This is a genomic window from Facklamia lactis (assembly GCF_015863205.1).
GTDB lineage: Bacteria > Bacillota > Bacilli > Lactobacillales > Aerococcaceae > Facklamia > Facklamia lactis.
Map to the genome: position 1 here is coordinate 44867 of NZ_JACBXQ010000007.1, position 24671 is coordinate 69537.

Sequence of the window (24671 nt, forward strand, 5' to 3'; positions counted from 1 at the left end):
AAGAACAATAAAATAATAATAATTGATAGAAAGATTAGGTGCTTTCGAAGATGTCAAAACAAAATATATATGACGATGAAATATTTTTTCAGGGTTATAAGAAAATAAGAGAACAAGAAGTAAATGCAAATACTTTATTTGAAATTCCTAGTTTACTCTCAGTACTCCCAGAGTTAAAAGGAAAATCGATCCTAGATTTAGGCTGTGGATTTGGCGATCATTGCAAAAAGTTTGTTGATAAAGGTGCTAAGAAAGTTGTGGGAATTGATATTTCTAAAAAAATGCTAGAAATAGCATCTAAAGAAAATTCAAGTTCTAAAATCTCATATTTGAACATGCCGATAGAAAGCATTGAGACCCTTAATGAGGAATTTGATATCGTAATTAGTTCTCTTGCCTTTCACTATGTAGAAGATTATGGGAAATTAATTAAAGACATTTTTTCATTATTGAATGAAGATGGATATTTAATTTTTTCACAAGAACATCCTCTAAATACCTGTCATTCAGCAGGAAATAGATGGACAAAAAATCAGAACGGCGAAAAAATTTATGCTAATCTTTCCAATTATGGGATAGAAGGTGAAAGAGAATGTGTCTGGTTTGTTGATCATGTCAAAAAATACCATCGAACATTTTCGTCAATCATTACTACATTAATCGAGGGTGGATTTACAATTGAAAAAATATTAGAACCTTTGCCTGATGAAGCCATCATCCAGCGATACCCAGAAAACTATGATCTCTTTCATAAACCTGATTTTTTGATTATAAAGACAAAAAAGAAAACTTTATAAAAATATTTATTTTTGGATTGTATAATAAACGATTGTGATTCAATAATTCATGGTGTGAACTTCAGCATATTCTAGCTCGCAATTTGTTATTAACTTTAAAAACTCATACCTTTTTAACGAAACAAAATCACCCACTAACTATTTAGTGGGTGATTGTTTTTTACTCAAACTTTAAAAATTAGCTTTTCCACCTTTTACTGTTAAGTTAGGATAGTCTTGCATTCCGCTAATAATGGGTTGGGCTTTAATAATTAGTTGCCGGAATATTTCTAATTCCAAAGAAGCCTTGTGGGAAGCTTCATCTTTCCATACTTCAAAAACATGGACCGCATTTTGATTGTCAGGGACCGTTGAAACAATATAAGCATAACAAGTATCAATTGATTCCATTTCTGAACTCGCTTCTAATAAATAACTAAGTAACTCATCGCGTTTACCTTCTTTTGCTTCCAGATAACCATTGACGCCATAGAAATCCATCGTCAGAATCCCTCCTTGTTAATTGATAGTTTAAATTTAGAGAAAATGAGAAAGGAAGTCAATGGTGGTGATAAGGGATGACTGGTGGTAAAAGGTGATTAGAACTTGCTGGATCCCCAAGAAATCATATCCATTGACAAGTCGGAAAAATTTTAATAGACTTTAGCTAATCAGATTAGCTTAAATTTTACATTTTATTAAAAGGAGGTTGTATGCTTCAAACCATCAACGATATCCTGTCGTTTTTATTGGAATTAGTTGCTTTATTTCTTTATTCGCTCTGGGCTTATCGGGTTCCTCATTCTTTGTTCAAGAAATATTTATTAGTTATTCTAGCAATCGTTATGTTTGCGCTGGTTTGGGGGCTATTCTTTTCTCCTAAAGCCAAGTATCCAATTTCGGGTTCATTAGGGTGGCTATTAAAATTCTGTGTGTTGTTTATTCCTTTTATACCTTTTGCTAATGAACTCCCCGTACTTGTTATCACGATGGCAGTTATCACGTTTCTTAATTTATGGGTTCAGTCTTTAAAGTAAGTGAAACAGAATATGAGATTAATACAGGAGGCCTTATGAAAAAAACTAAGCTGAATGAAGTGACGCAAGTGTCCTTTCTACCTTGGCTCTTTCCCATTAATTGTTACATTATTGAAGAGGAAAATGACTTAACTGTGATTGATATTGGGGTTAATCAATTTGTTAAAGAAATTAAAGCGATGAGTGAACATTGCCAAAAGCCAGTCAAGAATTTGATTATCACTCATGCGCATTCTGATCATGTGATGGGATACCCTCGATTTAAGGAAACCTTCCCTGAATGTAGAACCTACATGTCTGAAAGGGAAGCACGTTTTATTTCGGAGGATTTTAAGTTTGATGAATCTGAAGTTGGTTTTCAATTAAAAGGAGATTATTCAAAGGCTAGTAGCCTTCATGTAGAGGATTTCTTACAAGAAGGAGACCAAATTGGGTCGTTTTCGGTGATAGAAACACCGGGGCATAGTGTTGGTTCGATTTCACTCTGGAATCCTCAGACACAATTAATGATCGCAGGCGATGCCTTTCAAACCAAAGGCAGACTGGCTGTATCAGGAGACTTAGTGAAGACTTTTCCTTTTCCAGCAATCGCTACTGCTAGTAAAGAAGTAGCATTACAGAGTGCCAAAAAGATTTTAAGCTTTAATCCGAGAATTTTGGCTGTCGGTCATGGTGAGATGCTAATAGATCCCATTGATAGAATGAAAGAAGCGATAAGTAGGTGTGAATGTGAGAGGAAAGATAAATAAAGATCGGATTATTGAGGAAAGTTTGAATATTCTAAATGAAAAGTCACCAGAAGAACTGACAATAAAGGAACTTGCTACGCGATTAGAAATAAAGTCATCTTCCTTGTATAAACATTTTCGCAATTTAGAGGCACTTCATGATCTATTGTCGACGTATAGTTTAAGGCAATTACTGAATCACTTAAACCAGTCCATTCAATCGTTAGAGGGGAGAGAAGCACTACGAAATTTATTAATAGCGTACCGAGCTTTTGCCCTCCAATATCCCAGCCTATACGAGTACACACAGAATACGAGTTATTGGCTGTCTGATGAATCGATGGCCATTTCCAATCAAATTGTTGAATTAATTGAGTCACTCTTGACGAATGATAAAGATACTTCTGATAAAATTGAAGCCATTCGTTTTTTAAGAAGTTATGTAACGGGGTTCGTTCACTTAGAATTACATGATGGATTTGGTTTGGACCAAGCGGTCGATCAATCTTTCCTTTTCGGCTTGGATAATTCATTAGAACTAATCCATGAGCAGGGGAAAACTCAGGATCGTTATGAACGGACATAAACTCTTAAATTTTCCTGTATGATAGAGTGGTTCTTGTAGAAATTGTGGCTTAGACCGGATTTATTAAGGAGGAATAAGATGGAATTGTATAGAATTGATAGCATTCGAACCAATAACTTCAGTGATCCTGACATGATGAGTAAAATCGGTGGTATGTGGGAAAAAGCGTATCAAAATTTTGATCTTAAGAATGAAACAATGTTTGCGATTTATGATGACTATGTCAGTGATTATAAAGGGGATTATCGTTTATCCTTATATACAACCAAAATCCTAGATTCGGAGAAAATTGAGCTCGATTTAGAAGGGATGACAACTTATCATTGCGACAGTCGAGAGGATCTTCCTAAAGTTTGGAAAGAAATTTGGGAGGATGAGGAACAAAATAAGTTGAAGCGGTCTTATCTGAAAGACCTAGAACGTTATCATGCAGATGGGTCTGTTACCCTCTATCTTTCTTAGGAAGGGCGTTACCATTCTCTGTTATATCAAAGTTCAACCGCACTGTTTGGTTTTTACCAAACAGTGCGGTTGTTGAATTATAGATAAGGTCCTGTGACAGATTTCTTATTGCGTTGAATGTCGCGTGGGGTTCCTTCCGCAATAATTTTTCCGCCTTTTAGGCCTCCTTCAGGTCCCAGATCGATCACCCAATCACTTGCGTTAATCATACGGGGATGATGTTCTACCATAATAATGGTATTTCCTTTATCTACCAGTCGATTAAAAAGATCTAATAAGAATTGAATATCATACGGGTGTAAACCAGCAGAGGGTTCATCAAGTAAGAACAAAGTCTTTTGCTTCGTTTTTTTTGATGAGTGAGGTTGAAAGTTTTAACCGTTGTCCTTCGCCTCCTGATAAGGTTGTCAGTGATTGTCCTAACTTTAAATACCCCAAGCCAATTTCTTGCAGTAATTTCAAGATTCGATGTGTTTTTGCTTCCTTTTTAAAAATATTGGCGGCTTCTTCAATAGAACATTCTAAGCAATCATTAATATTATAGTGATGATAGTTTATGTTAAGAATTTTTTCTTTGAAACGTTTGCCTTTACATCTTGGGCAGACCACTTCTATATCCTCAAAGAAGAGCCGATTACTAAGGACATAACCTAAGCCTTCACAATGATCACAACGACCACCACTCGTATTAAATGAAAAATGTTTAGAAGTGAGGCCTTGATTTTTACTTTCTTTAAGACTCGCGAAAAGTTCACGAATGAAAGTGAAGACATTGGTATAAGTGGCGACATTTGAGCGCTTCATTTTAGTAATGGTTGCTTGGTTAATGGAAATGATCTCTTGGAATGGGTCTAATCCTGTGACGTTAGTGTTTTGTTCAGCGAGTACATCAAATACGAGGGAAGACTTACCTGAACCTGAAACGCCCGTCACGCTGATGAGGACTTCTGTTGGAATGCTGACATGGATGGATTGAAGATTATGAACGTTTGCTTCTTTTATGGTGATGGGTGTAGCACTGCCTTTTCTGAATTTCTCTTTAGGTTGAGGATGATCTGAGAGGTAGTTTTTGATAAGGGAATGCTCATTTTGTTTGAGGTCGTCAAGTGTACCCGCCCCTATCAGTTTGCCTCCGAATCTACCTGCATAAGGCCCGATTTCAATTAGGTAATCGGCTTTTTTCATGATATCAGTGTTATGCTCAATCACAACGACCGTGTTCCCCTTATCTCTTAACTGCTTCAGTATTTGAATGATTCCGTTTGTGTCTTTAGCATGTAGACTTGAGGAAGGTTCATCAATGATATAAAGAACATCCGTGAGGTCAGAATCCAACACAGAAGAGAGGCGAAGGCGTTGGTTTTCTCCTCCAGATAAGGTATCAGTTCTTCGTTCTAAGGTGAGATACCCCAAGCCTAGGCGTTTAATGCGTTTCAATTTGATCTCGATATCCCGAAGGTAGACTTCAATTAATTCGATTGCCTCTGGGGAGAGTTGCTGGCGACACTTGTTCACCCATTCTAATAAAAGTTCAAGGTCTAGGGTTGAAATGTTAGAAATGGATTGGTCTAAGACTTTAATTTCACGACTTTTATAATGTAATTTTGTTCCCTGACAGGAAGGACAAGTGCTGCTGTGGAAGTAGAGTTGATCTTTCCCCATATTTCCATTCTTTTCTTGGTATTTTCTCCAAAGACTCGTCAGCACCCCTTCAAACTTTCCATCCTCTATTCTTTGAGGCGCCGGCTTATGACTCAAAGTTTGAATGTCTTGGCTACTGGTTCCATCGTATAATAGTTTAAGTTGGAAGTCAGAGTAATCTTTAAGCGGCTGATTGTCTGCCAGTGGGACGTCATAGTAGTTCATGGCTCGCTTGATATTATCAATTTGATAGTTTAAGTAGCGTCCTTCCCACAGTGCGATGGCACCATTTTCGATTGAAAGTTCTTCATTAAACAGTGCCGTCTTATTAATTTGAATGACTTTTCCAATTCCTTTACATTCTGGGCAAGCTCCTTCAATTGTATTATATGAAAAATAACTTCTAGTGAGCTTTTTGTACGCTTCATGGCAATGAGGGCAAACTTGATAAACAGTAAACTCCCCCTCCGACTGTTCGGTTATTTCTTGGGCCTGAAGTGGATCAACCGTTCGCTTACAGTTAGGGCAAGGCCCTATACCCAGTTTCTCATAAATCATTCGTAAACTAGTATACATGTCGGTTTTGGTTCCGACCGTTGATCTCGGGTTGGCAGAAGCGATCTGTTGTTGAGTAACAGCTAGAGCAGGAGAAATGCCCTGAATAGAATCGACCTTGGCTTTTTCGATTCCTTGTAGTCCCATCGCTTCAATAAATTGTCGATGTGATTCTTGATAGAGGACATCAAAGGTCAGGGTGGATTTGCCAGAACCTGAGACACCTGTGATGACGGTGAGTTTACGTTTAGGGATTTTGACACTAAGTTGATTCAAATTATGTTCATTGGCGTTCTGGATGCTGATCCATTCATTCATATTAATACCCTCCTAAGGAATTTTTTGGGGCTAAATGGCTTCCCTCTTTGAGTATATCAGTTTGAAGCAATCTTCTAGTTCTAGCAGAAAGAATGACTAAAGCACAATGAAATGATAAAATAAATCGAACATAGGACTTTAAACTTTCACTTTAAGGTTGTGATCAAGATGAATTACACGGTTAAGCAAGCGACGGAAATAGTGGGTGTCAGCAATACCACATTAAAAAGATATGAACAAAGAAATCTGATTCCTCCTGTCACGTATACGAAAGGGGGGCAAAGAAGATACCAGGACATTCATATAACGGCCTTCATTACCCTCAGAAAACTGTTAAAAGGATTTGAAATTCCGATTGCTTATCAATTAATGGCCTTCGCAATCGAGGGTCAGTTTAATCAAGCGAACTGGATAATTGCTAAGGAACAGAAGAAGCTAGTAGAGAATAAAGAATTATTAGAACGGCATCGAGAATTCTTATTAGCCTTTCCTAGTCATTCAAAAGTTATTCATAAGATGCGCATTGGAGAGCTAGCCAATTATGCCAAAGTTGAAACTTCAGCGATTCGCTATTGGGAAGAAAGAAATTTAATTGAAAGTGTCAGAGATAACTCAAATGGTTACCGTTATTATGAACCCCACGAAATAAGAAAAACTGTGGTGATTTCTTTTTTAAGGAAGACAATTTATGATTTAGAAGAAATTAGAAAAGTTGTGGTGGGAATTAAAGAAGAAGATTTCAATGGATTAAAAAAGCACTATTCGATGGTCATCCAGAATAATGAAAAACAATTAGCGACACAGTTAGAGGCGATCTCCATCTATGTTCAATATTGTCATGACTTGCAAGCAAATTAAATGCTGGATCAATTGGTGTTTTAAATTTTTTTCAAACAATAGAGGATGATAAGTTGAGAGTGGGTGGGTTGGTTTGGACTTTATATCATCCGATTGCCTGCATGATTTTAGAAGAACATCCGCAATTAACTTTGTGCATTAACTAACATAGGTCTTGCTGTAGATAGATAGGTCTTGTGAAATGGCTAGGCTTTCTCAGCTTGTTATGGTACCCTATAGGTAAGATGAGAATCTAATAATTATACGGAGGCGTTGAAGATGAAGCGTATAATGGTAGGGATATGTTTTCTGTTGCTGACGATGATAATGATCGAGGTTCCCAAAGTTGAAGCGAATGAAGTGATGGATGCGATTGCTTCGGATGAAGATGGACAGATTGAATTTGAGTTTTTTAATCTTGATGAGAATTTGACGGACGTCAATAGTTATCCAGTACGAGTGCGACTGGAAGGGTTGAATACGGACCAGGCCTATATTCGAATGATTTGGGATTTGGAAGTACGTGAATTAGATGAGGTCTTCCCAATCAGTATTCATGAAGATATGAATGCGCCCGTTCCTGTCTTGCCAAATGGTGATACTTACATGGCAACGGGTCGGATTGAGTTTGAAGGGGTGTCCCAGGAGATGTTTGGTGGCCATCTCTATTTGACCAATTTGCCGAGTCAGTCGGGAATCCAGTTGATGATGGCGGATTATGTGAATAATGAGCAAGGCCAGAAGAAATTTCATTGGATGCTGACGGAAACAGATGATATAGCGGGCAGTCCCGTTGAGGAAGTGGCACGAGATATTTATGATTTGGATGAACGAGTCTTAGCATGGACACAAGAAGTAGGCGGTAAATTTTATCGGATTTACCCACCGAATAAAGCCGAACTTGATCACAGTGGTTTGACTTTTGATGAGTTAATGAACTATATGACATTGGATGGTTTGGCAGTGAATCCTTTGGAGACACCGGGTTATACCTTACATGCGGTCTATTCGACTGCGATTCAAGGTGTTGATCACGAGGAATATATTACTTATTTAATGTTGGAATTTCAAGGACAAGCCCAAGTTTGGGTCAGTACCCAAAGCTCGACCGATAGTCCGGTGAATTTTCACTTGACCGAGAATGCTCAAATGCGTCAATTATTTGAAGATTGGTTTTATTCAGCAAATTAAATCTTTAAACTGAATGATCACCTAACAGGTTAGAATTTATTTCTGACCTGTTTTTTATTTTGGAAAAAGCCCCCTTATTCTTAGCTTGATTGGGGGCGAAAGGGTAAAGGAGGGAGCATTTTTTCAAGTGAATGGGATTTATTTCCTAACTATTAGGAAATAAGTGTAGCTAAATTAAATCCCATTTTTAGTTATAATAAAGTATAAATAACCAGCGAAAGGGGGATTGGGTTATTAAAACTAAAGAAATAGAATTAATTAAAATTCTAAGAGAACAGGACACTTGGATCAGTGGTAGAGAATTGGCCGATCAATTGGCAGTGACCCGACGAACCCTTCGAACTTATATTAAAAGTTTAAATGAGTTTAGAGAAGGACTCATTGAGTCCAATACACACAATGGTTATCAACTAAATCATGAGCTATTCTCTGAGGATATGGTTCTGAATTATCAAAAGGAGAATCGCCGACATACACCTGAGTTTCGTTTGATTCATATTATTAAACAATTGATTGAAAGCGATTACCTCGAAGTGAGTCAATTGGCGGATTTGTTTTATGTGAGTGAGGGGACGATCCTTTCAGATATTACCAAAATCAATTCGATCATTTCACCTTTCAAAGACTTAGAAATTAAAAGACAGAAAGGGAGAGTGGTTTTACGAGGGTCAGAATATAGTAAACGTCGTCTCTATCGCAGAATGCTAACGGAAGAGCTACAGGAAGATTTTCTAAATATTGAGCAATTGGATAAGTTATACCCGGAGATCGATATGAAATTAGTCTCTGAATTGACGGAGGCTGTTTTTAGAGAATTTAATTATTCGATCACGACCTCTCAATTCAAATTGTTATTGATCCATATCGGAATTTCCATTGATCGAATTAATAAAAACCAAATGATTGATGAACCGGATTTATCCAAACGTCACTTACAAGATAATATTGAATGGGAAATTTCAACCCAGCTCTATCAACGAATCAAAGAAGAATATCAGTTGAAAATTTCGACTAGTGAGATCGATTATTTAGCCGATTTATTGAAGAATAATCAAGCGAAAAAGCAAGAAGCAGTGAGTGTGAATATCGAAGGTCAATTCATTGATATCAAGAATTTATTAGGGGAAACTTTTAACTATTTAAATACGATGTTTGGAACGCAGTTTTCATCTGAGGATGATCTAGCGACGAACTTTGTCTATCATATTAAGGCTTTAGTTGATCGTGCTAAGAAACAGAGGCATTATACGACTCGTCCACTAACCGATGTAAAACAAGATTATCCTTTTATCTTTGAATTAGGAGTTGTAGCGGCGAAGTTTATTGAGCAAGAGACTCAGATTCAAATATCGGAAGATGAGATAAGTTATATTGCCCTGCATCTTGGAGCCATCTATTCAAGTAAACCTAATTCAGCCAAGATAAAGGCTGCCATGTGTTCTTCTATTAATCCTAATCTAGCCAGAATGGCAATTCAGAAAATTATGAGTAATTTTAATCATAAGTTAGAAGAAATCAGATTAGTAGAGACCATCGAAGAACAGTTCTTAATTGAAGAGGATATTGATTTGGTATTGACTTTTAATGACATAAATGAAGAAATAAGTCTGCCACAGCTAATGATTTCACCCTTTTTTAATGAGGAAGATAATATCAAATTGTTTGAGATTCTCTATGAAATCGAAAAAACAAAGAAGTTTTCACAATTCAAATTAAATATCGGGAAATTGATTCGCGATGAATTCTTCTATAAGGATTTAATTTGTCATGAAGTTGAAGACTTGATCAGGCGCTTATCGACGGACTTATTTCAGGCGGGGATTGTCGATCATGAATTTGAATCTTCTGTTATCCAAAGAGAACACTATTCTCCGACCTCTTTTGGTTATTCGTTGGCGATTCCTCATCCCATGGTGATGAATAGTAAGAAATCCACCGTTTCCGTTTGTATTCTAGAGGAAGCTATGAAGTGGGGGGGACCATGAGGTGAGTATTGTATTCTTACTGGCCATTAAGGAGAAAGATAGTGGTTTTATGAAGTTGTTTTTTGATTGGTTGAGTTTGATGATTGATCAACCAGAAAAGATGAGCAAGTTAAAAGAGGCTCATCATCGGGATGAATTTATTGAAGTGATTTTAAATCAGTAGGGGGAATAGGTAAATGAATGAAGTTGAGAAGATTAGTTTTAAAATGATTAGTGCTTTAGGTGGAGCCAAATCATCCTTTATGGAGGCAATAAATTTTGCGAAAGAATTTGATTTTGAGCAAGCGGATAAGCTCATAGAAGAAGGGAGCGAATTATTAAAAGCAGGTCATGATGTGCATTTTGAATTGTTAACGAAGGAAGCGAACAAGGAAGCTGTTGAGTTATCCGTTCTATTGATACATGCAGAAGACCAATTAATGAGTGCCGAATTACTTAAAATCATGGCAGAAGAATGGTTGAACAATTATAAGATGTTACAAGAAATAAAAGAAAAATAAAAGGAGAGAGCTTATGAAGAAAGTATATTTGTTTTGTAATGCAGGAATGTCTACTAGTTTAGTCGCAAGTAAAATGCAAGAGTTGGCCAATCAGTATCAGTTACCTATTGAAGTTGAAGCTTTTTCAGATTCAAAAATGGCAACCATTGTGGAAGAGAAACATCCAGATGTCATTTTACTGGGGCCTCAAGTGAAATATAAATACGAAGAAACAAAAAAGAAATACGAACCACAAGGAATTCCCGTTGCGGTGATTAACCTCGAAGATTATGGGAATGTCGATGGTGAAAGGATTTTGAAGAAAGCAATCAAAATATTAAAAGAACAGGCGGAATAGACGATGTTAAATAAATTAGAAAAAATACTAGCCCCTTTAGCAGAAAGACTTGCGAATAATATTGTTTTAACTGCAATCCGTGATGGTTTCTTGGTGACGACTCCCTTATTAATAGTGGCCTCTATCTTCCTAGTGATTGCTAATTTTCCAATTCCAGGTTATTCAGAATTTATGGCTGGATTCTTGGGAACCGGCTGGGAAGCTTACCTTGATCCTATTATTAATTCAACCTTCGGAGTGATTGCCTTAATTGGATCAGTCGGCATCGGCTATTCTTATGGTAAATTATTGGAAGTTGATCCAATTGCCAGTGCAGCTGTTTCTTTGGCCTCTTTCTTAATTTTATCACCGCAAACTCATCCAGACTTTGTCGGTCCAGAACAAGAGGTTTTTAATGGTTTTGCCTTCTCAAATTTGGGAACAGCTGGCCTCTTTCTAGCCATGATTACCGCGCTCCTATCCGTGAAATTGTTTGCCTATGCTTCCAAAAAAGGCTGGGTCATTACCTTACCAGATGGGGTCCCACCTGCCGTAATGAATTCTTTTGCAGCCTTGATTCCTAGTGGAATGGTTCTCTTATTGGCTTTACTGGTTAATATTTTATTCTCATTTACACCGTATAAGTATGCGCATAATTTTATTTATGAAATCTTACAATCGCCATTAATGGGCTTCGGTCAAAGCTTTATTTTTGAACCGATTTATCAATTTTTATCCACCTTGTTCTGGTTCTTTGGTATCAATGGACCCGCCGTAACCAACACTATCTTTTCACCGATTCATTTGGCATTGACTACTGAGAATCTAACAGCATTTAATGCGGGTGAACCCTTACCCAATATTTTCACCCAGCCTTTTGGTGATTTCTTTGCGAATTTTGGTGGTGGCGGAAGTACCCTATCTCTTGTTATCTTAATGGTCTTTGTGGCTAAATCACAGCGAATGAAGCAATTAGGTAAGTTATCCTTAATCCCAGGTGTTTTTGGAATTAATGAGATGGTGATCTTTGGATTGCCAGTGGTTTTAAATCCCATTATCTTTATTCCTTTTATCATCTGTCCACTCGTGAATATTATTATTTCAACCATTGCCACACAAATCGGTGTGATTCCTTATACAACCGGAGCTTCCTTGCCTTGGACAACGCCACCTTTCTTTTCCGGCTGGTTATCAACCGGAAGTATGTTGGCAGGACTCTTACAAATTGGCTTGATTGTCTTAGACTGTGTCATCTATTATCCTTTCTTCAAAGTCATGGATAAACAATATTTACAGGATGAGCAAACGGTTGAAGAGCAAGAGGATGATCTAGATAGCATTGATTTAGGATCCGTGACATTTGATTAGGAAAGGAGCAATGCGGAATGTGGGGAATCATTGGAACATGGTGCATGGCAGAAGAAGGGATCAAGAAAGCTTCCCAGATGCTAGAAAATAAAGACTTAGCTTCCGATGCAACGGAAGCAGCGATTAAGGAAGTGGAAGATTACCCTTATTTCAAGTCGGTAGGATACGGCGGACTTCCTAATGAAGAAATGGTTGTAGAATTAGATGCCGGCTTCATGAATGGTGATAATTTAGATTTTGGTGCGGTTTGTGGCTTGAGTGACTTTGCCAATCCGATCAGTATTGCCAAGCAACTTAGTCTTCTGCAAGTAAACAATGTGTTAGTGGGAGAGGGGGCGAATGCCTATGCCCATCGAGAAGGTTTCCAGCGCAAAAATATGCTGACGGATCGAGCAAAAATTCACTATCATAACCGAGTTAAAACCTTAGCAAAGGATAGAGAATTAATGCCTTATGATGGGCATGATACGGTTGGAATGGTTGCTCTGGACCAGCATGGCTCAATGGTTTCGGGGACTTCGACTTCCGGGCTCTTTATGAAAAAGAAGGGGAGAGTTGGAGATTCTCCGATCATTGGTTCCGGCCTGTATGTGGACAGTCTGATTGGAGGGGCATCGGCAACTGGATTAGGGGAAGATATTATGAAAGGCATTATGTCCTATGAAATTGTCATGCGAATTAAAGCGGGCATGCATCCCCAAAAGGCATGTGAAACAGCGGTCTTTGATTTTGATGCTTATCTTCGAAGCAAGAAAGGATCAGCCGGTGATATTTCCGTGGTAGCCATGGACAAGCAAAGACGGTGGGGTGTCGCTTCTAATATGGATAATTTTTCTTTTGTTGTGGCGACGGATGAGTGTCCCGCAACTGTCTATACGACCCGAAGAGAAGGAGATAAAATGATTCATGAGAAGGCCAGCAAAGAATGGATCGATCAGTATTACCGTCATAGGACGGCTGTATTAGAGGAGTTATAATCATGAAGGAAGAAATTAAACGCTCTGTTTCAGCTATTCAACCAAAACTCCTTGCTGCTATCAAAGAACTGGTAGCGATCGAAAGTGTGAGGGGACACAGTACACCAGGAGCTCCCTTCGGTGAAGGTCCCAAGCAGGCGCTATTAAAAGCTCTGGAGCTCTCTGAACAACTAGGTTTTGAGACAGTTAATCATGATAATATCATTGGTTATGCCCAGTATGGTGAACAAAAGACTTCCGAATATTATGGGATATTTGGCCATGTGGATGTGGTCGCCGCAGGCGAAGGTTGGTTCTCTCCTCCTTATGAGGCGACGATCAGAGATCATCGACTATTTGGAAGAGGCGTGCTAGATAATAAGGGGCCGATTCTAGCCAATCTCTATTCCTTATACCTCTTAAAAGAATTGAAAGTTCAATTTCCGATGCCGGTTAGAATAGTATTTGGAACTAATGAGGAAAGTGGTTTTGCCTGCGTGAAGCATTATTTAACCAAAGAAAAGCCGCCTGTATTTGGGTGGACACCAGACTGCAAGTGGCCGGTGGTTTATGGTGAATGCGGTCGTTTGAGAGTCGAAGTGGTCGCCGATGAGAGCAAAGACGAAGACTTATTCAATTGGATCAATGCCTATTGTTTTTCTTCGATTAGTAACGGTAAAAGTTTAGGCATTGATTTCAAAGATCAGGATTTTGGTGCTGTAAAAATCCGTGGCTATCAATTGAAGAAGGAAGCAGGACAGGTTAAATTTGGCTTTAGCATTGTCTATCCGCAAGCATGTACGAGTGACGAAATCGTCGCTCAGATCCAGGAGACCCTTACTGCTTCATTGCAACTTAAGCTTCTAAGCAATTGGGATCCTGTACGATCCTCAGCCCCAAGCACATATATCGATCGTATACAGGACACTTTTAATCAAGTGACTCAATTAAATTTATCACCGGTTACCACTACTGGTGGTACGTATGCTAAAATAATTCCAAACATTGTTGCTTATGGACCGAGTTACCCAGGACAGAAAGATATTGCGCATTTGCCGAATGAATGGATTGATTTACAGGATTTAGAGATGAATACCTTGATCTATGCTCAGGCCTTGTATCAACTATCGACAGCCAGTAATAAAGGAGAGAGTAAGAATGGTTAAACGACTATTGGATTGTAATGCTTCAGATTTTGCCGGATTTAGTAAAGAAGAGCTCTTGGAGTCCATTAAGGCCGCTGAAGGAAGAACGGTTTGTTCGGAGATGGTAGCCGAGCGTCCTTCGGTGGGGGGCAACTTGACGAATGCAGAAGTCGCTAAAGCCTTTGGGGCCGATTTAATGTTGTTAAATGGCTTCGATGTGTTAAAGCCAGTTGTGTATGGAGTTGACCGTGATAAAGAAACCATTCAAGAGTTGAAACGGCTCGTTGGTAGACCGATTGGTTGTAACTTAGAACCGGTTGATTTGGATTCAAGAATGCTAGAAGAACGGATTGAAATTCCCAAAGGCCGAATTACGAGTGAAGAAACCTTTAGAGCGGCCAATGAATTGGGCATTGATTTTATCTGTTTAACCGGAAATCCGGGTACAGGAGTTTCCAATCAAGAGATCTATGAACAAATTAAATTGGCTAAGCAAATTTATCAAGGAATCATTATTGCCGGTAAAATGCATGGAGCCGGAACAGCGGAGCCTGTCTTGACGGTTGAAGTGGCCAAACAATTTATTGAAGCAGGAGCCGATATCCTTTTAACCCCAGCTGTTGGAACGATTCCAGGTTTTAATCTGCAAATGTTAACCGAGATCGTGGAGTATGCTCATCAGGCGAAGGGGATGGTTATGACGGCAATCGGAACGAGTCAAGAAACGTCCAGTCCACATGTAGTCGAAGATATGGCGATTCAGAATAAGATTGCGGGGGTTGATATTCAGCATATTGGGGATGCCGGTTATGGTGGGCTCGCCAATGTGGATAATATCTATACCTTATCCGCTGCCATTCGAGGTCATCGCCATACTATAAATCGAATCGCGAGTTCCGTGGTACGCTAGAAAGTAGGGTGGAAATGAAAAACAACTTATTAATTGAAGTGTGTGCCGGTTCCTTGAAGGATTGCTTGATTGCGCAAGAGCAGGGGGCAGATCGAATTGAATTGAACTCTGGTTTATTCTTAGGTGGCCTAACACCAAGCCTTGGCACCTTAATAGCGGTTAAGCAAGAGGTTGAAATCCCGATTATTTGTATGGTCAGACCTCGAGGTGGAGGCTTTCATTATCATGATGAAGATTTAGCGGTGATCTTTAAGGATGCGGAATTACTTTTAGAGAATGGGGCAGATGGGATTGCCTTTGGTTTCTTAACGGCTGACGGACAGATTGATCAAGATTTAACTGAACGAATGATTCAGCTCTGTCATTCATATGGTAAAGAAGCGGTTTTTCACCGGGCACTGGATTGTAGTCAAGATTATCAATCATCCTTAGAAACTTTGATTCGTTTGCACTGTGACCGTGTCTTAACGAGTGGTGGCTATGCGAAAGTAAGCGAGGGAATCCCTGAGATTGCGGAATACCATCAACGTTATGGTGATCAAATCGAATTCTGCTTAGGTTCAGGGATTACGGATGAGAACATAGAAGAAATAGCGGAAAAGACGGGGGTCCCCCAACTACATGGCTCTTTTAAAAAATGGGAACAAGACCCCACAACTTCTAGTCATACTATTTCTTTCGCTTATTCTCAGCAAGGCGATTATGATGAGGTGGACCCTGAACGCTTAGCCCGAGCGGTTGCCAAAGCCCATCGGATGTCCGATCAACATTAAGTTGAAATTGAATCTTTTTATTTGTGGAAGCTAGGACATAAGCTATTTGTTTTTGAAAAAACGATCAATCCTCCGAATATTTACCTCGCAAGAGACGCCCTACAAAAAGAGTTGGCCCGTTCTTCAACTGGCTAATTCTTTTTTTCGTTTTAAATCTACTAGGCATTGCCTAAGCAAGCTATGAGGTCTTCTTTCGTTTTGTAAGTGTGAAAATGCGATGAACGTTAAAAAAATAATGCCTATTTTCTCAGTGTTCATTCCCATTGATTGAAATGATGAAGGAAATCGTTCATTTATACCACAGCCTTTTATTATATAATAGGAGTAGCTTTACGATCAAAAGTGAAAGGAGTTAGTGATGGAACTGAGACCCCTAAAGAAAGAAGAGTACGATCAATTACGGAAATTCTTATACTATGCCATTTATGTCCCACCTGGACAAGAAGCTCCTGATCACTCCATTATTGAACAACAAGTATTAAACAAATACCATGAAGCATTTGGTCAAGCTCGTGATGAATCATTAGCCGCAATCGTTAATGAAGAAATCGTTGGCTTGGTCTGGTGCCGTCAATTCAGGAAAGAACAGGAAAGCTATGGCTATTATCGCGATGATTTTGTCGAGCTTAATATCTCGGTCTTACCTGACTATAGAGGAGCAGGTATCGGAACTAGCCTTTTGAAGAAAATGATTGCGGAAGTTCGTTCTAAAGGAATAAAGGGCATTTCATTGAGTGTAACGAATGGCAATCCTGCTCAAAAGCTCTATCAATCACTCGGATTTAAGGTCATTGAGACGCGGACTGAGGATTCGTTGATGGCCCTTTGTTTTGAAGAGACAAATGCCTAAAACCATCTCTCATAATAGTTGATAAGCTAAGGGATAATAGGAGTGAGTTAAACTCATTTAAAATAAAGTATGGTCAGATCGTCTCATAGCGGCAACCGCGAATGAGTATGGTCATTTATTAGCGATGGTATCGACTAATCAATTTCCACCAGTAGCGAACCAGACCCTTCGCGATTTGCTTGAGTGGCCGATGGAAATCAATGAAGGAAATCGTGAACGCTTCGCCCATCTCGGTTCAAAAGGTGGGTCAACTGGATTTATTCTGAATGATGCCCTGTATGCGGAAAATCATCAGGGAGATAGAATTGAAATGGTTCTTCTGACCGATGATCTCAGCCTTGGGAAACAGATGTTTCTGAGTCATCATTTAAATTCCTTCGAGTCAAAATTACTTGGCAGCGAAGACTTCCGTCGAGAAGTTAAAGAGGCTCTTTCGGACTCATAAAAGGAAGGAAAGTTATTGAGAATCTTTTCTCTATAAGTGAGGGCTTTTTAATTAACAGGTGGGTAAGTAGAGAAAAGCTAAGACCAGATGAAGTTAATCGAAAAAGATAGAGGGCAACTTTTAAGTTGCCCTCTTGTTTTTATTATCAATATTTTGAGACATAATTGGTTAGTTTAGGAGTTCTGGTCATCTAATCAATGGAGCGCTGAGAATAGATGTCTTTCTGCAAGAGTTGGAACATATTGTTTTTGATATGTTTGGCTTTCAATTTTTTATTTTGATATCCTAATAAACAATTGAATGTTCAAATGAGATTTAGAATTTATGATATGGATAAATGATGATGATTCGTGACTAGTTGTATTCAGAGGAATTTGTCTATAAGAACTTTGAAAGGTCATCCTGTCTTTTCTATCAGTGGCTGACTTAATTAGATGGTTTGTGTGTAAGAGTATGAATTATATATAAAAGGTTTTAAATATCTTATTAGTGAGGATTTTATATGGAATTAGGACCAATTATTGAGCATATACGCCAACAAAAAAATTTGAAAATTAATGATCTTATTGAAGGAATTATTTCTAGAACTACTTATTACCGTTTTGTGAATAATCAGTCGCGCATTTCGACTATTACTTTTATGCAAATCATTAATCGAATGAATTTACATCTCGATGATTTGCTGGACTACATTACTCCTGATATTGATTTGGAGAAGGTTGAAGATTCTTTTTTTGTGATTACTTATGGCACTTCCTGTCTAAAGGCTTATAGTGTGGAAGAGTTACAAAATGAAAGAAAGCGTTTTATCAATATGGCGAATTCAGATCCATATTATCTTCATATTAGGTGGTTAATTACCTTTAGATTGATTGAGATGGGACAAGAAGAGCTTTCGGAAGAGACCTTCATAGAAATCAAAGCTTATCTAAACAATACGCCAGAGTGGTATTTTTATGAGTTTTATTTGGTTAAAAATATTATCAAATATCTTGATTTATCCTTTCTGTTGTCTACATATGAGAGGGTTAAAAAGTATTTAAAGATTTATCAATTTGATGTTAAGTTTTTTTGCTTGTTTGATTTGATCGCTGAAATTTATTTTTTCTGTATTTGTCGTGGCTATCCAATCAATCTTGAGGAGTTTGAGGTTCTGATTAATGAACAGACTCGTACTTATACACTCCTTAAATACAGAATATTGTTAAAGTTCTATCGCATCCTTTCCTCTATAGACGACATTAAAACAAAAGGCGCGACGATACAGTTACAAATTGAGGACTGTTATTTTCTAGGATTAGAAACATTAGGGGATGAAATGAAGAAGAAATTTGCTGAGTATTGCCAGTTTCAATAGAGTTTGGAGGATTATATGTTAGGAGAAGTTATTGATGAAATCCGCTGTAAAAAGGGCTTAACTATTAAAGAGATGTTAGGTTCTAAGCTTTCACGTTCTGCTTATGATGCTTTCCGAAGTGACTCAATGAACTTAAGGGTAGAGCACTTCATGTGTTTATTGAATCGTTTACATGTCATTCCGATCGAGGTGATACTTTTATCAAAAGAATTATCTAAATTATCTTTTTTTTTAAATAGGGGTGAAAAGCTTGTATCGTATTATAATAAGCAAGATAAAGAAGCGCTACTCGCTGAGCGGGCTTTCCTTAAAGAAGCAAATCTAGATAGTAAATTTGTTCAACATATGTTCTGGGCCCTTGATTTTTTTATTGCAGATCTTGAGAAACAAACGATTCCTGAAAAGGAGATGCAGAGGATGAAACAGTTCTTTCTAGAAATCGAAACGTGGTATCGCTATGAACTGTATTTGTTTGCAGGTATAGGAGAATTGTTCCTAGATGGAGACTTTCTAAGAATGGTATTAAGTGCACTCTTCAAGCAGCAATTGAATATCAATTCAAAAAAACAAGCCCTTGCTTTAAATTGCCTCCATACTGTTTTTCTCAATGCCCTTACATTAAGAGATCAAGACCTTGCGCTACATACTCTAAATTTATTATTAGAGGCAGAGATCCATCCTAATTTGACCTATGAGAAACATTACACTTGTGTCTTACGATTAATGTATTGTTACTTTTTGGAAGAGGAAGAGGAGTCACTCGACCTTCTAAATAACTATTATCGAATTTTGAGCGATCTTCATTGTGATCATATTTTTAGAATTACATGGGAGTGGTATGAGAAATTTTGTTTGATATATGAGAAACCGATGAAGCTAAAGCGGGATGTTTATTAAGAAATTGAAATTAGATGATGAAAACTAAAACGATAAATTGTGTTAGAGAAGCATGATAGCTTCTTTATCCAATTTATCGTTTTTTATTTTATTAAATAATTTTCTTTTTTTGAATGCCTCCGATTAAATTTATCATTCACTTTATTTGGAACATTTTTAATTTGTTAAACATTAGTCATGTTATATTAAATTTGGAGTGTTTTAAGTATCCTTCTCAAAAGGGTGTAAAAAATGTATTAGTTGGAATGTCGGGTGGATAAAAGCTATAAAGTGTTTATCTTTTGTTGGAAGTTAGAAGATGTATTATTTTTTTGCAATTCAATACTAATAAGTCTATCTTAGAATTCTTCTAGATTTAGAAGGGTTCATAGTTTTATAGATAGGTTTATTTTTATATCGGACATTATTCTAAAAGGAGGATCGTGACATAATTTTGCAAGACTTGTTGGAGGTATTTGAAATAAAACTATAAATTAAGAGGAGATGTTTATGAAAACTAACAGAATATTCTATTCCTTCATGATGTTTATTTTTCTTTTAACGGGAAGTCTTTCTAATTCCATTTTAGGAGAAAAAACAGTCGCTCATGCAGCGGATTTATCGAATCAAGGAGTTGTGACAGATATCCGAATGGATGATCGGTTTGTCAGTGGGAACGGATCAAATGATCACATGGTCAAAGTCTATGCAGATTTTGTGATACCTGATTCAGCTCAGGCAGGTGATACTTTTTCAATTAAATTTGATAAAGCCTTGTCTTCCATTGGATCAGACACGGATATACCGGTGAAATCCTCAACAGGGATTGTCATTGGAACAATGGCGATTGATCCAGTCACCAATACGGTTACGATTACTTTGAATGAGAATATTGAAAAACTCACAAATGTTCGAGGCTCTTTATCCTTTGAAAGAGAAGCAAATAGAAGTGCTTTCACGAAAGGTTCGGGGACCTATCCGTTTACTTTTACGAGTGGAGGAAAAACATACACTGATTATTCATACATTCAATTTACAAACGGCGGCTATTTTAACAATGGGTTAGCTAAATATGCTGTTTCTTATGATGAAAGTACAGGACTTCATAAATGGGTCATTATTGTCAATCCAAATAATAACTATTTGTACAATATGACCATTACAGACCAAATTGTATCTGGAAATATGACGCTTAGCCATTACAATGTCTATTATGCTAATGACGTTTATAGTAGTTTAGGTTACCAATTAGGAAGCAAAGTTGGAACCTATTATGCAACGGGGAGAACTTCTACTTCAATCTCTCTAGGAACGAGCAGCAATTCTTATGTCATTGAGGTCTTTACGAAGGGAGATCCTACTTCGACGGAACAATATGAGAACGCAGCTACTCTCGATTATGGCTATTATGACTATTATGGTTATTATAATTATGCACGCAGTTTTGCGAACTCTTTTATCCATCCATTAAATGCAGAAGCAACCGTAACTGTTACTGAAGCGACGTATGATTTTTATAAATATGATGATTCTAATAAACCACTTCCTGGAGCAGTATTTACTGCAACAAATGACTATGATCTAACGGAAGTTCATACTGTCACTTCCGATTCAACCGGTAAAGTAAGATTCACCGGCTTAAAACCTAATGCCACTTATACCATTAAAGAAATACAAGCGCCAGATGGCTATGTCCTAGATAATGCATTCTATGCTGTCGTAGAGATTGATGGCGATGGTCGAGCGACTGTGACAATGCATAACGAGCAGGAAGGTTCACGTATTGTAGGAAATACTATGTATGTGACGAACTCTCCGCAATTAGATGTGGGGATTGATTTAGAAAAAGTAGCCAATCAATCAACCTTTTTATACGAGGGACAAGAGATTACTTATACTTTCACAGTAACCAATACAGGAGGGGTTCCTTTAACGAACGTCACAGTGACAGACCCTAAATTTGCGAATAGTAATATTACCTTAGCAGATACAACCCTTGATCCTGGAGAAAGTACTACAGGAACGGCTGTTTATAAGGTAACCGCTGAAGATATTGCAGCGGGTGAAATTCTTAATACAGCGACAACCACTGGAACCCCACCAGATGGCTATACACCACCTGAAGATTCAGATGATGAAACGATTAAAGGAACACCTGCCATTCAGTTGGATAAAGTAGCAACCCAAGTTACAAATAGTGAGGGAACACCATATGAAAATCAACGGTATGAAAACGTTGGTGATATTGTCACCTATGAGTTTACTGTCACCAATAGTGGAGCAACGGTTCTAGAAAATATTAAAGTAAGTGATCCAAAAATAACAGGAGATATTACCTTAGGAACGACAACCTTAAAGCCAGGTGAGTCAACGACAGGAACAGCAACTTATACAATTACGAAAGAAGATCTTGCTTCGGCCTCAGTTTATAATACGGCAACAGCAACAGGGACAACGCCAGATGGTGAGACCCCACCGCCAGCAGAAGATACAGAGATAGTGGAAGTAGAATATAATCCAGCGATTGAACTCGTGAAGACTGCTACGGCTGTAAATGGTGATACGGCTAGGAAAGTGGTTACCGCTGAGGGTGATGTCATCACGTACGAGTTCACCATTACCAATACGGGTAATATGCCACTTGTGAATGTAGTTCTAGACGATCCGATGTTAGGTGGAACGATCGAATTACCGCAAGCGAACCTTGCACCAGGAGAAAGCATGACGGTTACCAAGGAATATACCGCTACGGCAGACGACCTTGGTAAAGACAGTATCCCGAATACGGCCACCGTAACGGGGGATCCAGAAGATCCAGCTAATCCAGGGGAACCAGATCCTAATACGCCACCAGTGACCGACGAAGATGACGAAGACGTGCCTGTGAATTCGCCAGCGATTGAGCTCGTGAAGACGGTGACGGCAGTGAATGGGGATGCCAATAGGAAAGTGGTTACCGCTGAGGGCGATGTCATCACGTACGAGTTCACCATCACCAATACGGGGAATATGCCACTTGTCAATGTGGTCTTAGATGACCCAATGTTGGGTGGAAGCATCGAATTACCGCAAGCGAACCTAGCACCAGGTGAGTCGATCAAAGTGACGCAAGAGTACACTGCGACGGCGGATGATCTAACGAAGGATAGTATCCCGAATACGGCCACGGTGACAGGTGATCCAGAAGATCCAGCTAATCCAGGGGAGCCAGATCCGAACATGCCACCAGTGACGGATGAAGATGACGAAGACGTGCCGGTAAATTCACCAGCGATTGAGTTAGTGAAGACGGTGACAGCAGTGAATGGTGAAGCCAACAGAAAAGTGGTTACCGCTGAAGGCGATGTCATCACGTACGAGTTCACGATCACCAATACGGGTAATATGCCACTTGTGAATGTGGTTCTAGACGACCCAATGTTAGGTGGAACGATCGAATTACCTCAAGTGAATCTAGCGGTAGGAGAGTCAATCACTGTGACGCAAGAGTACACCGCTACGGCAGAAGACCTTGGTAAAGACAGTATCCCGAATACGGCCACCGTAACGGGGGATCCAGAAGATCCAGCTAATCCAGGGGAACCAGATCCTAATACGCCACCAGTGACCGACGAAGATGACGAAGACGTGCCCGTAAATTCACCAGCGATTGAGCTCGTGAAGACCGTGACCGCTGTGAATGGGGATGCCAATCGAAAAGTTGTGACGGCAGAAGGTGATGTCATCACGTACGAGTTCAGGATCACCAATACGGGTAATATGCCACTTGTGAATGTGATTCTAGACGACCCAATGTTAGGTGGAACGATCGAATTACCTCAAGTGAATCTAGCGGTAGGAGAGTCAATCACTGTGACGCAAGAGTACACCGCTACGGCAGACGACCTTGGTAAAGACAGTATCCCGAACACCGCTACGGTAACGGGTGACCCAGAAGATCCAGCTAATCCAGGGGAGCCAGATCCAAATACGCCACCAGTGACGGATGACGATGAGGAAGATGTGCCTGTAAATTCACCAGCGATTGAGTTAGTGAAGACGGTGACAGCAGTGAATGGTGAAACCAACAGAAAAGTGGTTACCGCTGAGGGCGATGTCATCACGTACGAGTTCACGATCACCAATACGGGTAATATGCCACTTGTGAATGTGATTCTAGACGACCCAATGTTAGGTGGAACGATCGAATTACCTCAAGTGAATCTAGCGGTAGGAGAGTCAATCACTGTGACGCAAGAGTACACCGCTACGGCAGACGACCTTGGTAAAGACAGTATCCCGAACACCGCTACGGTAACGGGTGACCCAGAAGATCCAGCTAATCCAGGGGAGCCAGATCCAAATACGCCACCAGTGACGGATGACGATGAGGAAGATGTGCCTGTAAATTCACCAGCGATTGAGTTAGTGAAGACGGTGACAGCAGTGAATGGTGAAACCAACAGAAAAGTGGTTACCGCTGAGGGCGATGTCATCACGTACGAGTTCACGATCACCAATACGGGTAATATGCCACTTGTGAATGTGATTCTAGACGACCCAATGTTAGGTGGAACGATCGAATTACCTCAAGTGAATCTAGCGGTAGGAGAGTCAATCACTGTGACGCAAGAGTACACCGCTACGGCAGACGACCTTGGTAAAGACAGTATCCCGAATACGGCAACGGTGACAGGAGATCCAGAAGATCCTGCTAATCCAGGGGAACCAGATCCGAATACGCCACCAGTGACCGACGAAGATGACGAAGACGTGCCCGTAAATTCACCAGCGATTGAGTTAGTGAAGACGGTGACGGCAGTGAACGGCGATACAGCTAAGAAAGTGGTTACCGCTGAGGGCGATGTCATCACGTATGAGTTCACCATTACCAATACGGGGAATATGCCACTTGTCAATGTGGTCTTAGACGATCCGATGTTAGGTGGAAGTATCGAATTACCGCAAGCGAACCTAGCACCAGGTGAGTCGATCAAAGTGACGCAAGAGTACACTGCGACGGCGGATGATCTAACGAAGGATAGTATCCCGAATACGGCCACGGTGACAGGTGATCCAG

General features: G+C 39.2%; 24 protein-coding genes. 21 read left to right on the plus strand and 3 right to left on the minus strand.

Annotation, left to right across the window (positions count from 1 at the left end):
* Positions 1-50 precede the first annotated feature (50 nt).
* Positions 51-797, plus strand: coding sequence for a class I SAM-dependent methyltransferase (locus tag HZY91_RS10530; protein ID WP_197116230.1), 747 nt, complete (start codon positions 51-53; stop codon positions 795-797).
* A 171-nt stretch (positions 798-968) separates the two neighbouring features.
* On the opposite strand, the gene HZY91_RS10535 is transcribed toward HZY91_RS10530, so the two are convergent.
* The gene (locus HZY91_RS10535; protein ID WP_197116231.1) at positions 969-1277 is read right to left on the minus strand and encodes a putative quinol monooxygenase; all 309 of its coding nucleotides are present in this window, start codon (positions 1275-1277) and stop codon (positions 969-971) included.
* A 212-nt stretch (positions 1278-1489) separates the two neighbouring features.
* Here HZY91_RS10535 and HZY91_RS10540 point away from each other — a divergent pair, with 212 nt between their 5' ends.
* The 4 genes from HZY91_RS10540 to HZY91_RS10555 all read left to right on the plus strand — a co-directional run bounded on the left by HZY91_RS10540 (position 1490) and on the right by HZY91_RS10555 (position 3589).
* Positions 1490-1813 carry a YrdB family protein gene (locus tag HZY91_RS10540; protein WP_197116232.1) on the plus strand — a complete coding sequence of 108 codons (324 nt, stop codon included), beginning with the start codon at positions 1490-1492 and terminating at the stop codon, positions 1811-1813.
* Positions 1814-1848: 35 nt separating this feature from the next.
* Positions 1849-2562: an MBL fold metallo-hydrolase gene (locus HZY91_RS10545; RefSeq protein ID WP_197116233.1), complete on the plus strand. Its 714-nt coding sequence runs from the start codon at positions 1849-1851 to the stop codon at positions 2560-2562.
* Positions 2543-3127 (plus strand): TetR/AcrR family transcriptional regulator, encoded by a 585-nt coding sequence (locus HZY91_RS10550; protein WP_197116234.1) that lies wholly within the window; start codon positions 2543-2545, stop codon positions 3125-3127. The genes HZY91_RS10545 and HZY91_RS10550 overlap by 20 nt, the downstream gene beginning before the upstream one ends.
* 78 nt (positions 3128-3205) lie before the next feature.
* Positions 3206-3589, plus strand: coding sequence for a hypothetical protein (locus HZY91_RS10555; protein ID WP_197116235.1), 384 nt, complete (start codon positions 3206-3208; stop codon positions 3587-3589).
* A 77-nt stretch (positions 3590-3666) separates the two neighbouring features.
* On the opposite strand, the gene HZY91_RS10560 is transcribed toward HZY91_RS10555, so the two are convergent.
* Together HZY91_RS10560 and HZY91_RS10565 are read right to left on the minus strand one after the other, a co-directional pair.
* On the minus strand, positions 3667-3921 hold the full coding sequence (locus HZY91_RS10560; protein WP_197116236.1) for a hypothetical protein: 255 nt from the start codon (positions 3919-3921) through the stop codon (positions 3667-3669).
* Positions 3908-6103: an ATP-binding cassette domain-containing protein gene (locus HZY91_RS10565; RefSeq protein ID WP_197116237.1), complete on the minus strand. Its 2196-nt coding sequence runs from the start codon at positions 6101-6103 to the stop codon at positions 3908-3910. Before HZY91_RS10565 ends, HZY91_RS10560 begins: the two co-directional genes overlap by 14 nt.
* A gap of 168 nt (positions 6104-6271) precedes the next feature.
* Between HZY91_RS10565 and HZY91_RS10570 the strand changes: the two genes are divergently transcribed.
* From HZY91_RS10570 to HZY91_RS10645, 16 genes are all read left to right on the plus strand, one after another.
* Positions 6272-6961, plus strand: a complete 690-nt coding sequence (locus tag HZY91_RS10570; protein ID WP_197116238.1) for a MerR family transcriptional regulator — start codon at positions 6272-6274, stop codon at positions 6959-6961.
* Positions 6962-7219: 258 nt separating this feature from the next.
* Positions 7220-8131 (plus strand): hypothetical protein, encoded by a 912-nt coding sequence (locus HZY91_RS10575; protein WP_197116239.1) that lies wholly within the window; start codon positions 7220-7222, stop codon positions 8129-8131.
* Between the two features lie 248 nt (positions 8132-8379).
* Positions 8380-10116, plus strand: coding sequence for a BglG family transcription antiterminator (locus HZY91_RS11175; RefSeq protein WP_328752738.1), 1737 nt, complete (start codon positions 8380-8382; stop codon positions 10114-10116).
* A 1-nt stretch (position 10117) separates the two neighbouring features.
* Positions 10118-10279: a PTS sugar transporter subunit IIA gene (locus HZY91_RS11120; protein WP_197116241.1), complete on the plus strand. Its 162-nt coding sequence runs from the start codon at positions 10118-10120 to the stop codon at positions 10277-10279.
* A 13-nt stretch (positions 10280-10292) separates the two neighbouring features.
* Positions 10293-10616, plus strand: a complete 324-nt coding sequence (locus HZY91_RS10590; protein ID WP_197116242.1) for a PTS sugar transporter subunit IIA — start codon at positions 10293-10295, stop codon at positions 10614-10616.
* A gap of 13 nt (positions 10617-10629) precedes the next feature.
* Complete coding sequence (locus HZY91_RS10595; RefSeq protein WP_197116243.1) at positions 10630-10953, plus strand: PTS sugar transporter subunit IIB; 324 nt, start codon at positions 10630-10632, stop codon at positions 10951-10953.
* 3 nt (positions 10954-10956) lie between these two features.
* The gene (locus tag HZY91_RS10600; RefSeq protein ID WP_197116244.1) at positions 10957-12300 is read left to right on the plus strand and encodes a PTS sugar transporter subunit IIC; all 1344 of its coding nucleotides are present in this window, start codon (positions 10957-10959) and stop codon (positions 12298-12300) included.
* Between the two features lie 17 nt (positions 12301-12317).
* Positions 12318-13277, plus strand: a complete 960-nt coding sequence (locus HZY91_RS10605) for a glycosylasparaginase (protein WP_197116245.1) — start codon at positions 12318-12320, stop codon at positions 13275-13277.
* A 2-nt stretch (positions 13278-13279) separates the two neighbouring features.
* Complete coding sequence (locus HZY91_RS10610) at positions 13280-14422, plus strand: Sapep family Mn(2+)-dependent dipeptidase (protein ID WP_197116246.1); 1143 nt, start codon at positions 13280-13282, stop codon at positions 14420-14422.
* Complete coding sequence (locus tag HZY91_RS10615; RefSeq protein ID WP_197116247.1) at positions 14415-15311, plus strand: DUF7916 family protein; 897 nt, start codon at positions 14415-14417, stop codon at positions 15309-15311. Before HZY91_RS10610 ends, HZY91_RS10615 begins: the two co-directional genes overlap by 8 nt.
* Positions 15312-15325: 14 nt before the next feature.
* Complete coding sequence (locus tag HZY91_RS10620; RefSeq protein WP_197116248.1) at positions 15326-16084, plus strand: copper homeostasis protein CutC; 759 nt, start codon at positions 15326-15328, stop codon at positions 16082-16084.
* A gap of 358 nt (positions 16085-16442) precedes the next feature.
* Complete coding sequence (locus HZY91_RS10625; RefSeq protein WP_197116249.1) at positions 16443-16934, plus strand: GNAT family N-acetyltransferase; 492 nt, start codon at positions 16443-16445, stop codon at positions 16932-16934.
* A gap of 124 nt (positions 16935-17058) precedes the next feature.
* A complete protein-coding gene (locus HZY91_RS10630) occupies positions 17059-17379 on the plus strand; it encodes a hypothetical protein (RefSeq protein ID WP_197116250.1) in 321 nt (106 codons plus the stop codon).
* Positions 17380-17881: 502 nt separating this feature from the next.
* Complete coding sequence (locus HZY91_RS10635) at positions 17882-18736, plus strand: helix-turn-helix domain-containing protein (protein ID WP_197116251.1); 855 nt, start codon at positions 17882-17884, stop codon at positions 18734-18736.
* A 15-nt stretch (positions 18737-18751) separates the two neighbouring features.
* Positions 18752-19633: a hypothetical protein gene (locus tag HZY91_RS10640; protein WP_197116252.1), complete on the plus strand. Its 882-nt coding sequence runs from the start codon at positions 18752-18754 to the stop codon at positions 19631-19633.
* Between the two features lie 489 nt (positions 19634-20122).
* Positions 20123-24671 (plus strand): CLIPPER-2 domain-containing protein (locus HZY91_RS10645; RefSeq protein ID WP_197116253.1); only part of this gene is annotated, 4549 nt, incomplete at its 3' end.

Excerpts from the sequence above, each read along its gene's own strand:
- HZY91_RS10615 (WP_197116247.1), top strand. The coding sequence starts at position 14,415 with ATGGTTAAACGACTATTGGATTGTAATGCTTCAGATTTTGCCGGATTT.
- HZY91_RS10575 (WP_197116239.1), top strand. The coding sequence starts at position 7,220 with ATGAAGCGTATAATGGTAGGGATATGTTTTCTGTTGCTGACGATGATA.
- HZY91_RS10605 (WP_197116245.1), top strand. The coding sequence starts at position 12,318 with ATGTGGGGAATCATTGGAACATGGTGCATGGCAGAAGAAGGGATCAAG.
- HZY91_RS10590 (WP_197116242.1), top strand. The coding sequence starts at position 10,293 with ATGAATGAAGTTGAGAAGATTAGTTTTAAAATGATTAGTGCTTTAGGT.
- HZY91_RS10535 (WP_197116231.1), bottom strand. The coding sequence starts at position 1,277 with ATGGATTTCTATGGCGTCAATGGTTATCTGGAAGCAAAAGAAGGTAAA.
- HZY91_RS10540 (WP_197116232.1), top strand. The coding sequence starts at position 1,490 with ATGCTTCAAACCATCAACGATATCCTGTCGTTTTTATTGGAATTAGTT.
- HZY91_RS10555 (WP_197116235.1), top strand. The coding sequence starts at position 3,206 with ATGGAATTGTATAGAATTGATAGCATTCGAACCAATAACTTCAGTGAT.
- HZY91_RS10565 (WP_197116237.1), bottom strand. The coding sequence starts at position 6,103 with ATGAATGAATGGATCAGCATCCAGAACGCCAATGAACATAATTTGAAT.
- HZY91_RS10640 (WP_197116252.1), top strand. The coding sequence starts at position 18,752 with ATGTTAGGAGAAGTTATTGATGAAATCCGCTGTAAAAAGGGCTTAACT.
- HZY91_RS10545 (WP_197116233.1), top strand. The coding sequence starts at position 1,849 with ATGAAAAAAACTAAGCTGAATGAAGTGACGCAAGTGTCCTTTCTACCT.
- HZY91_RS10595 (WP_197116243.1), top strand. The coding sequence starts at position 10,630 with ATGAAGAAAGTATATTTGTTTTGTAATGCAGGAATGTCTACTAGTTTA.
- HZY91_RS10620 (WP_197116248.1), top strand. The coding sequence starts at position 15,326 with ATGAAAAACAACTTATTAATTGAAGTGTGTGCCGGTTCCTTGAAGGAT.
- HZY91_RS10600 (WP_197116244.1), top strand. The coding sequence starts at position 10,957 with ATGTTAAATAAATTAGAAAAAATACTAGCCCCTTTAGCAGAAAGACTT.
- HZY91_RS10625 (WP_197116249.1), top strand. The coding sequence starts at position 16,443 with ATGGAACTGAGACCCCTAAAGAAAGAAGAGTACGATCAATTACGGAAA.
- HZY91_RS10530 (WP_197116230.1), top strand. The coding sequence starts at position 51 with ATGTCAAAACAAAATATATATGACGATGAAATATTTTTTCAGGGTTAT.
- HZY91_RS10570 (WP_197116238.1), top strand. The coding sequence starts at position 6,272 with ATGAATTACACGGTTAAGCAAGCGACGGAAATAGTGGGTGTCAGCAAT.
- HZY91_RS10630 (WP_197116250.1), top strand. The coding sequence starts at position 17,059 with ATGGTATCGACTAATCAATTTCCACCAGTAGCGAACCAGACCCTTCGC.
- HZY91_RS10610 (WP_197116246.1), top strand. The coding sequence starts at position 13,280 with ATGAAGGAAGAAATTAAACGCTCTGTTTCAGCTATTCAACCAAAACTC.
- HZY91_RS10635 (WP_197116251.1), top strand. The coding sequence starts at position 17,882 with ATGGAATTAGGACCAATTATTGAGCATATACGCCAACAAAAAAATTTG.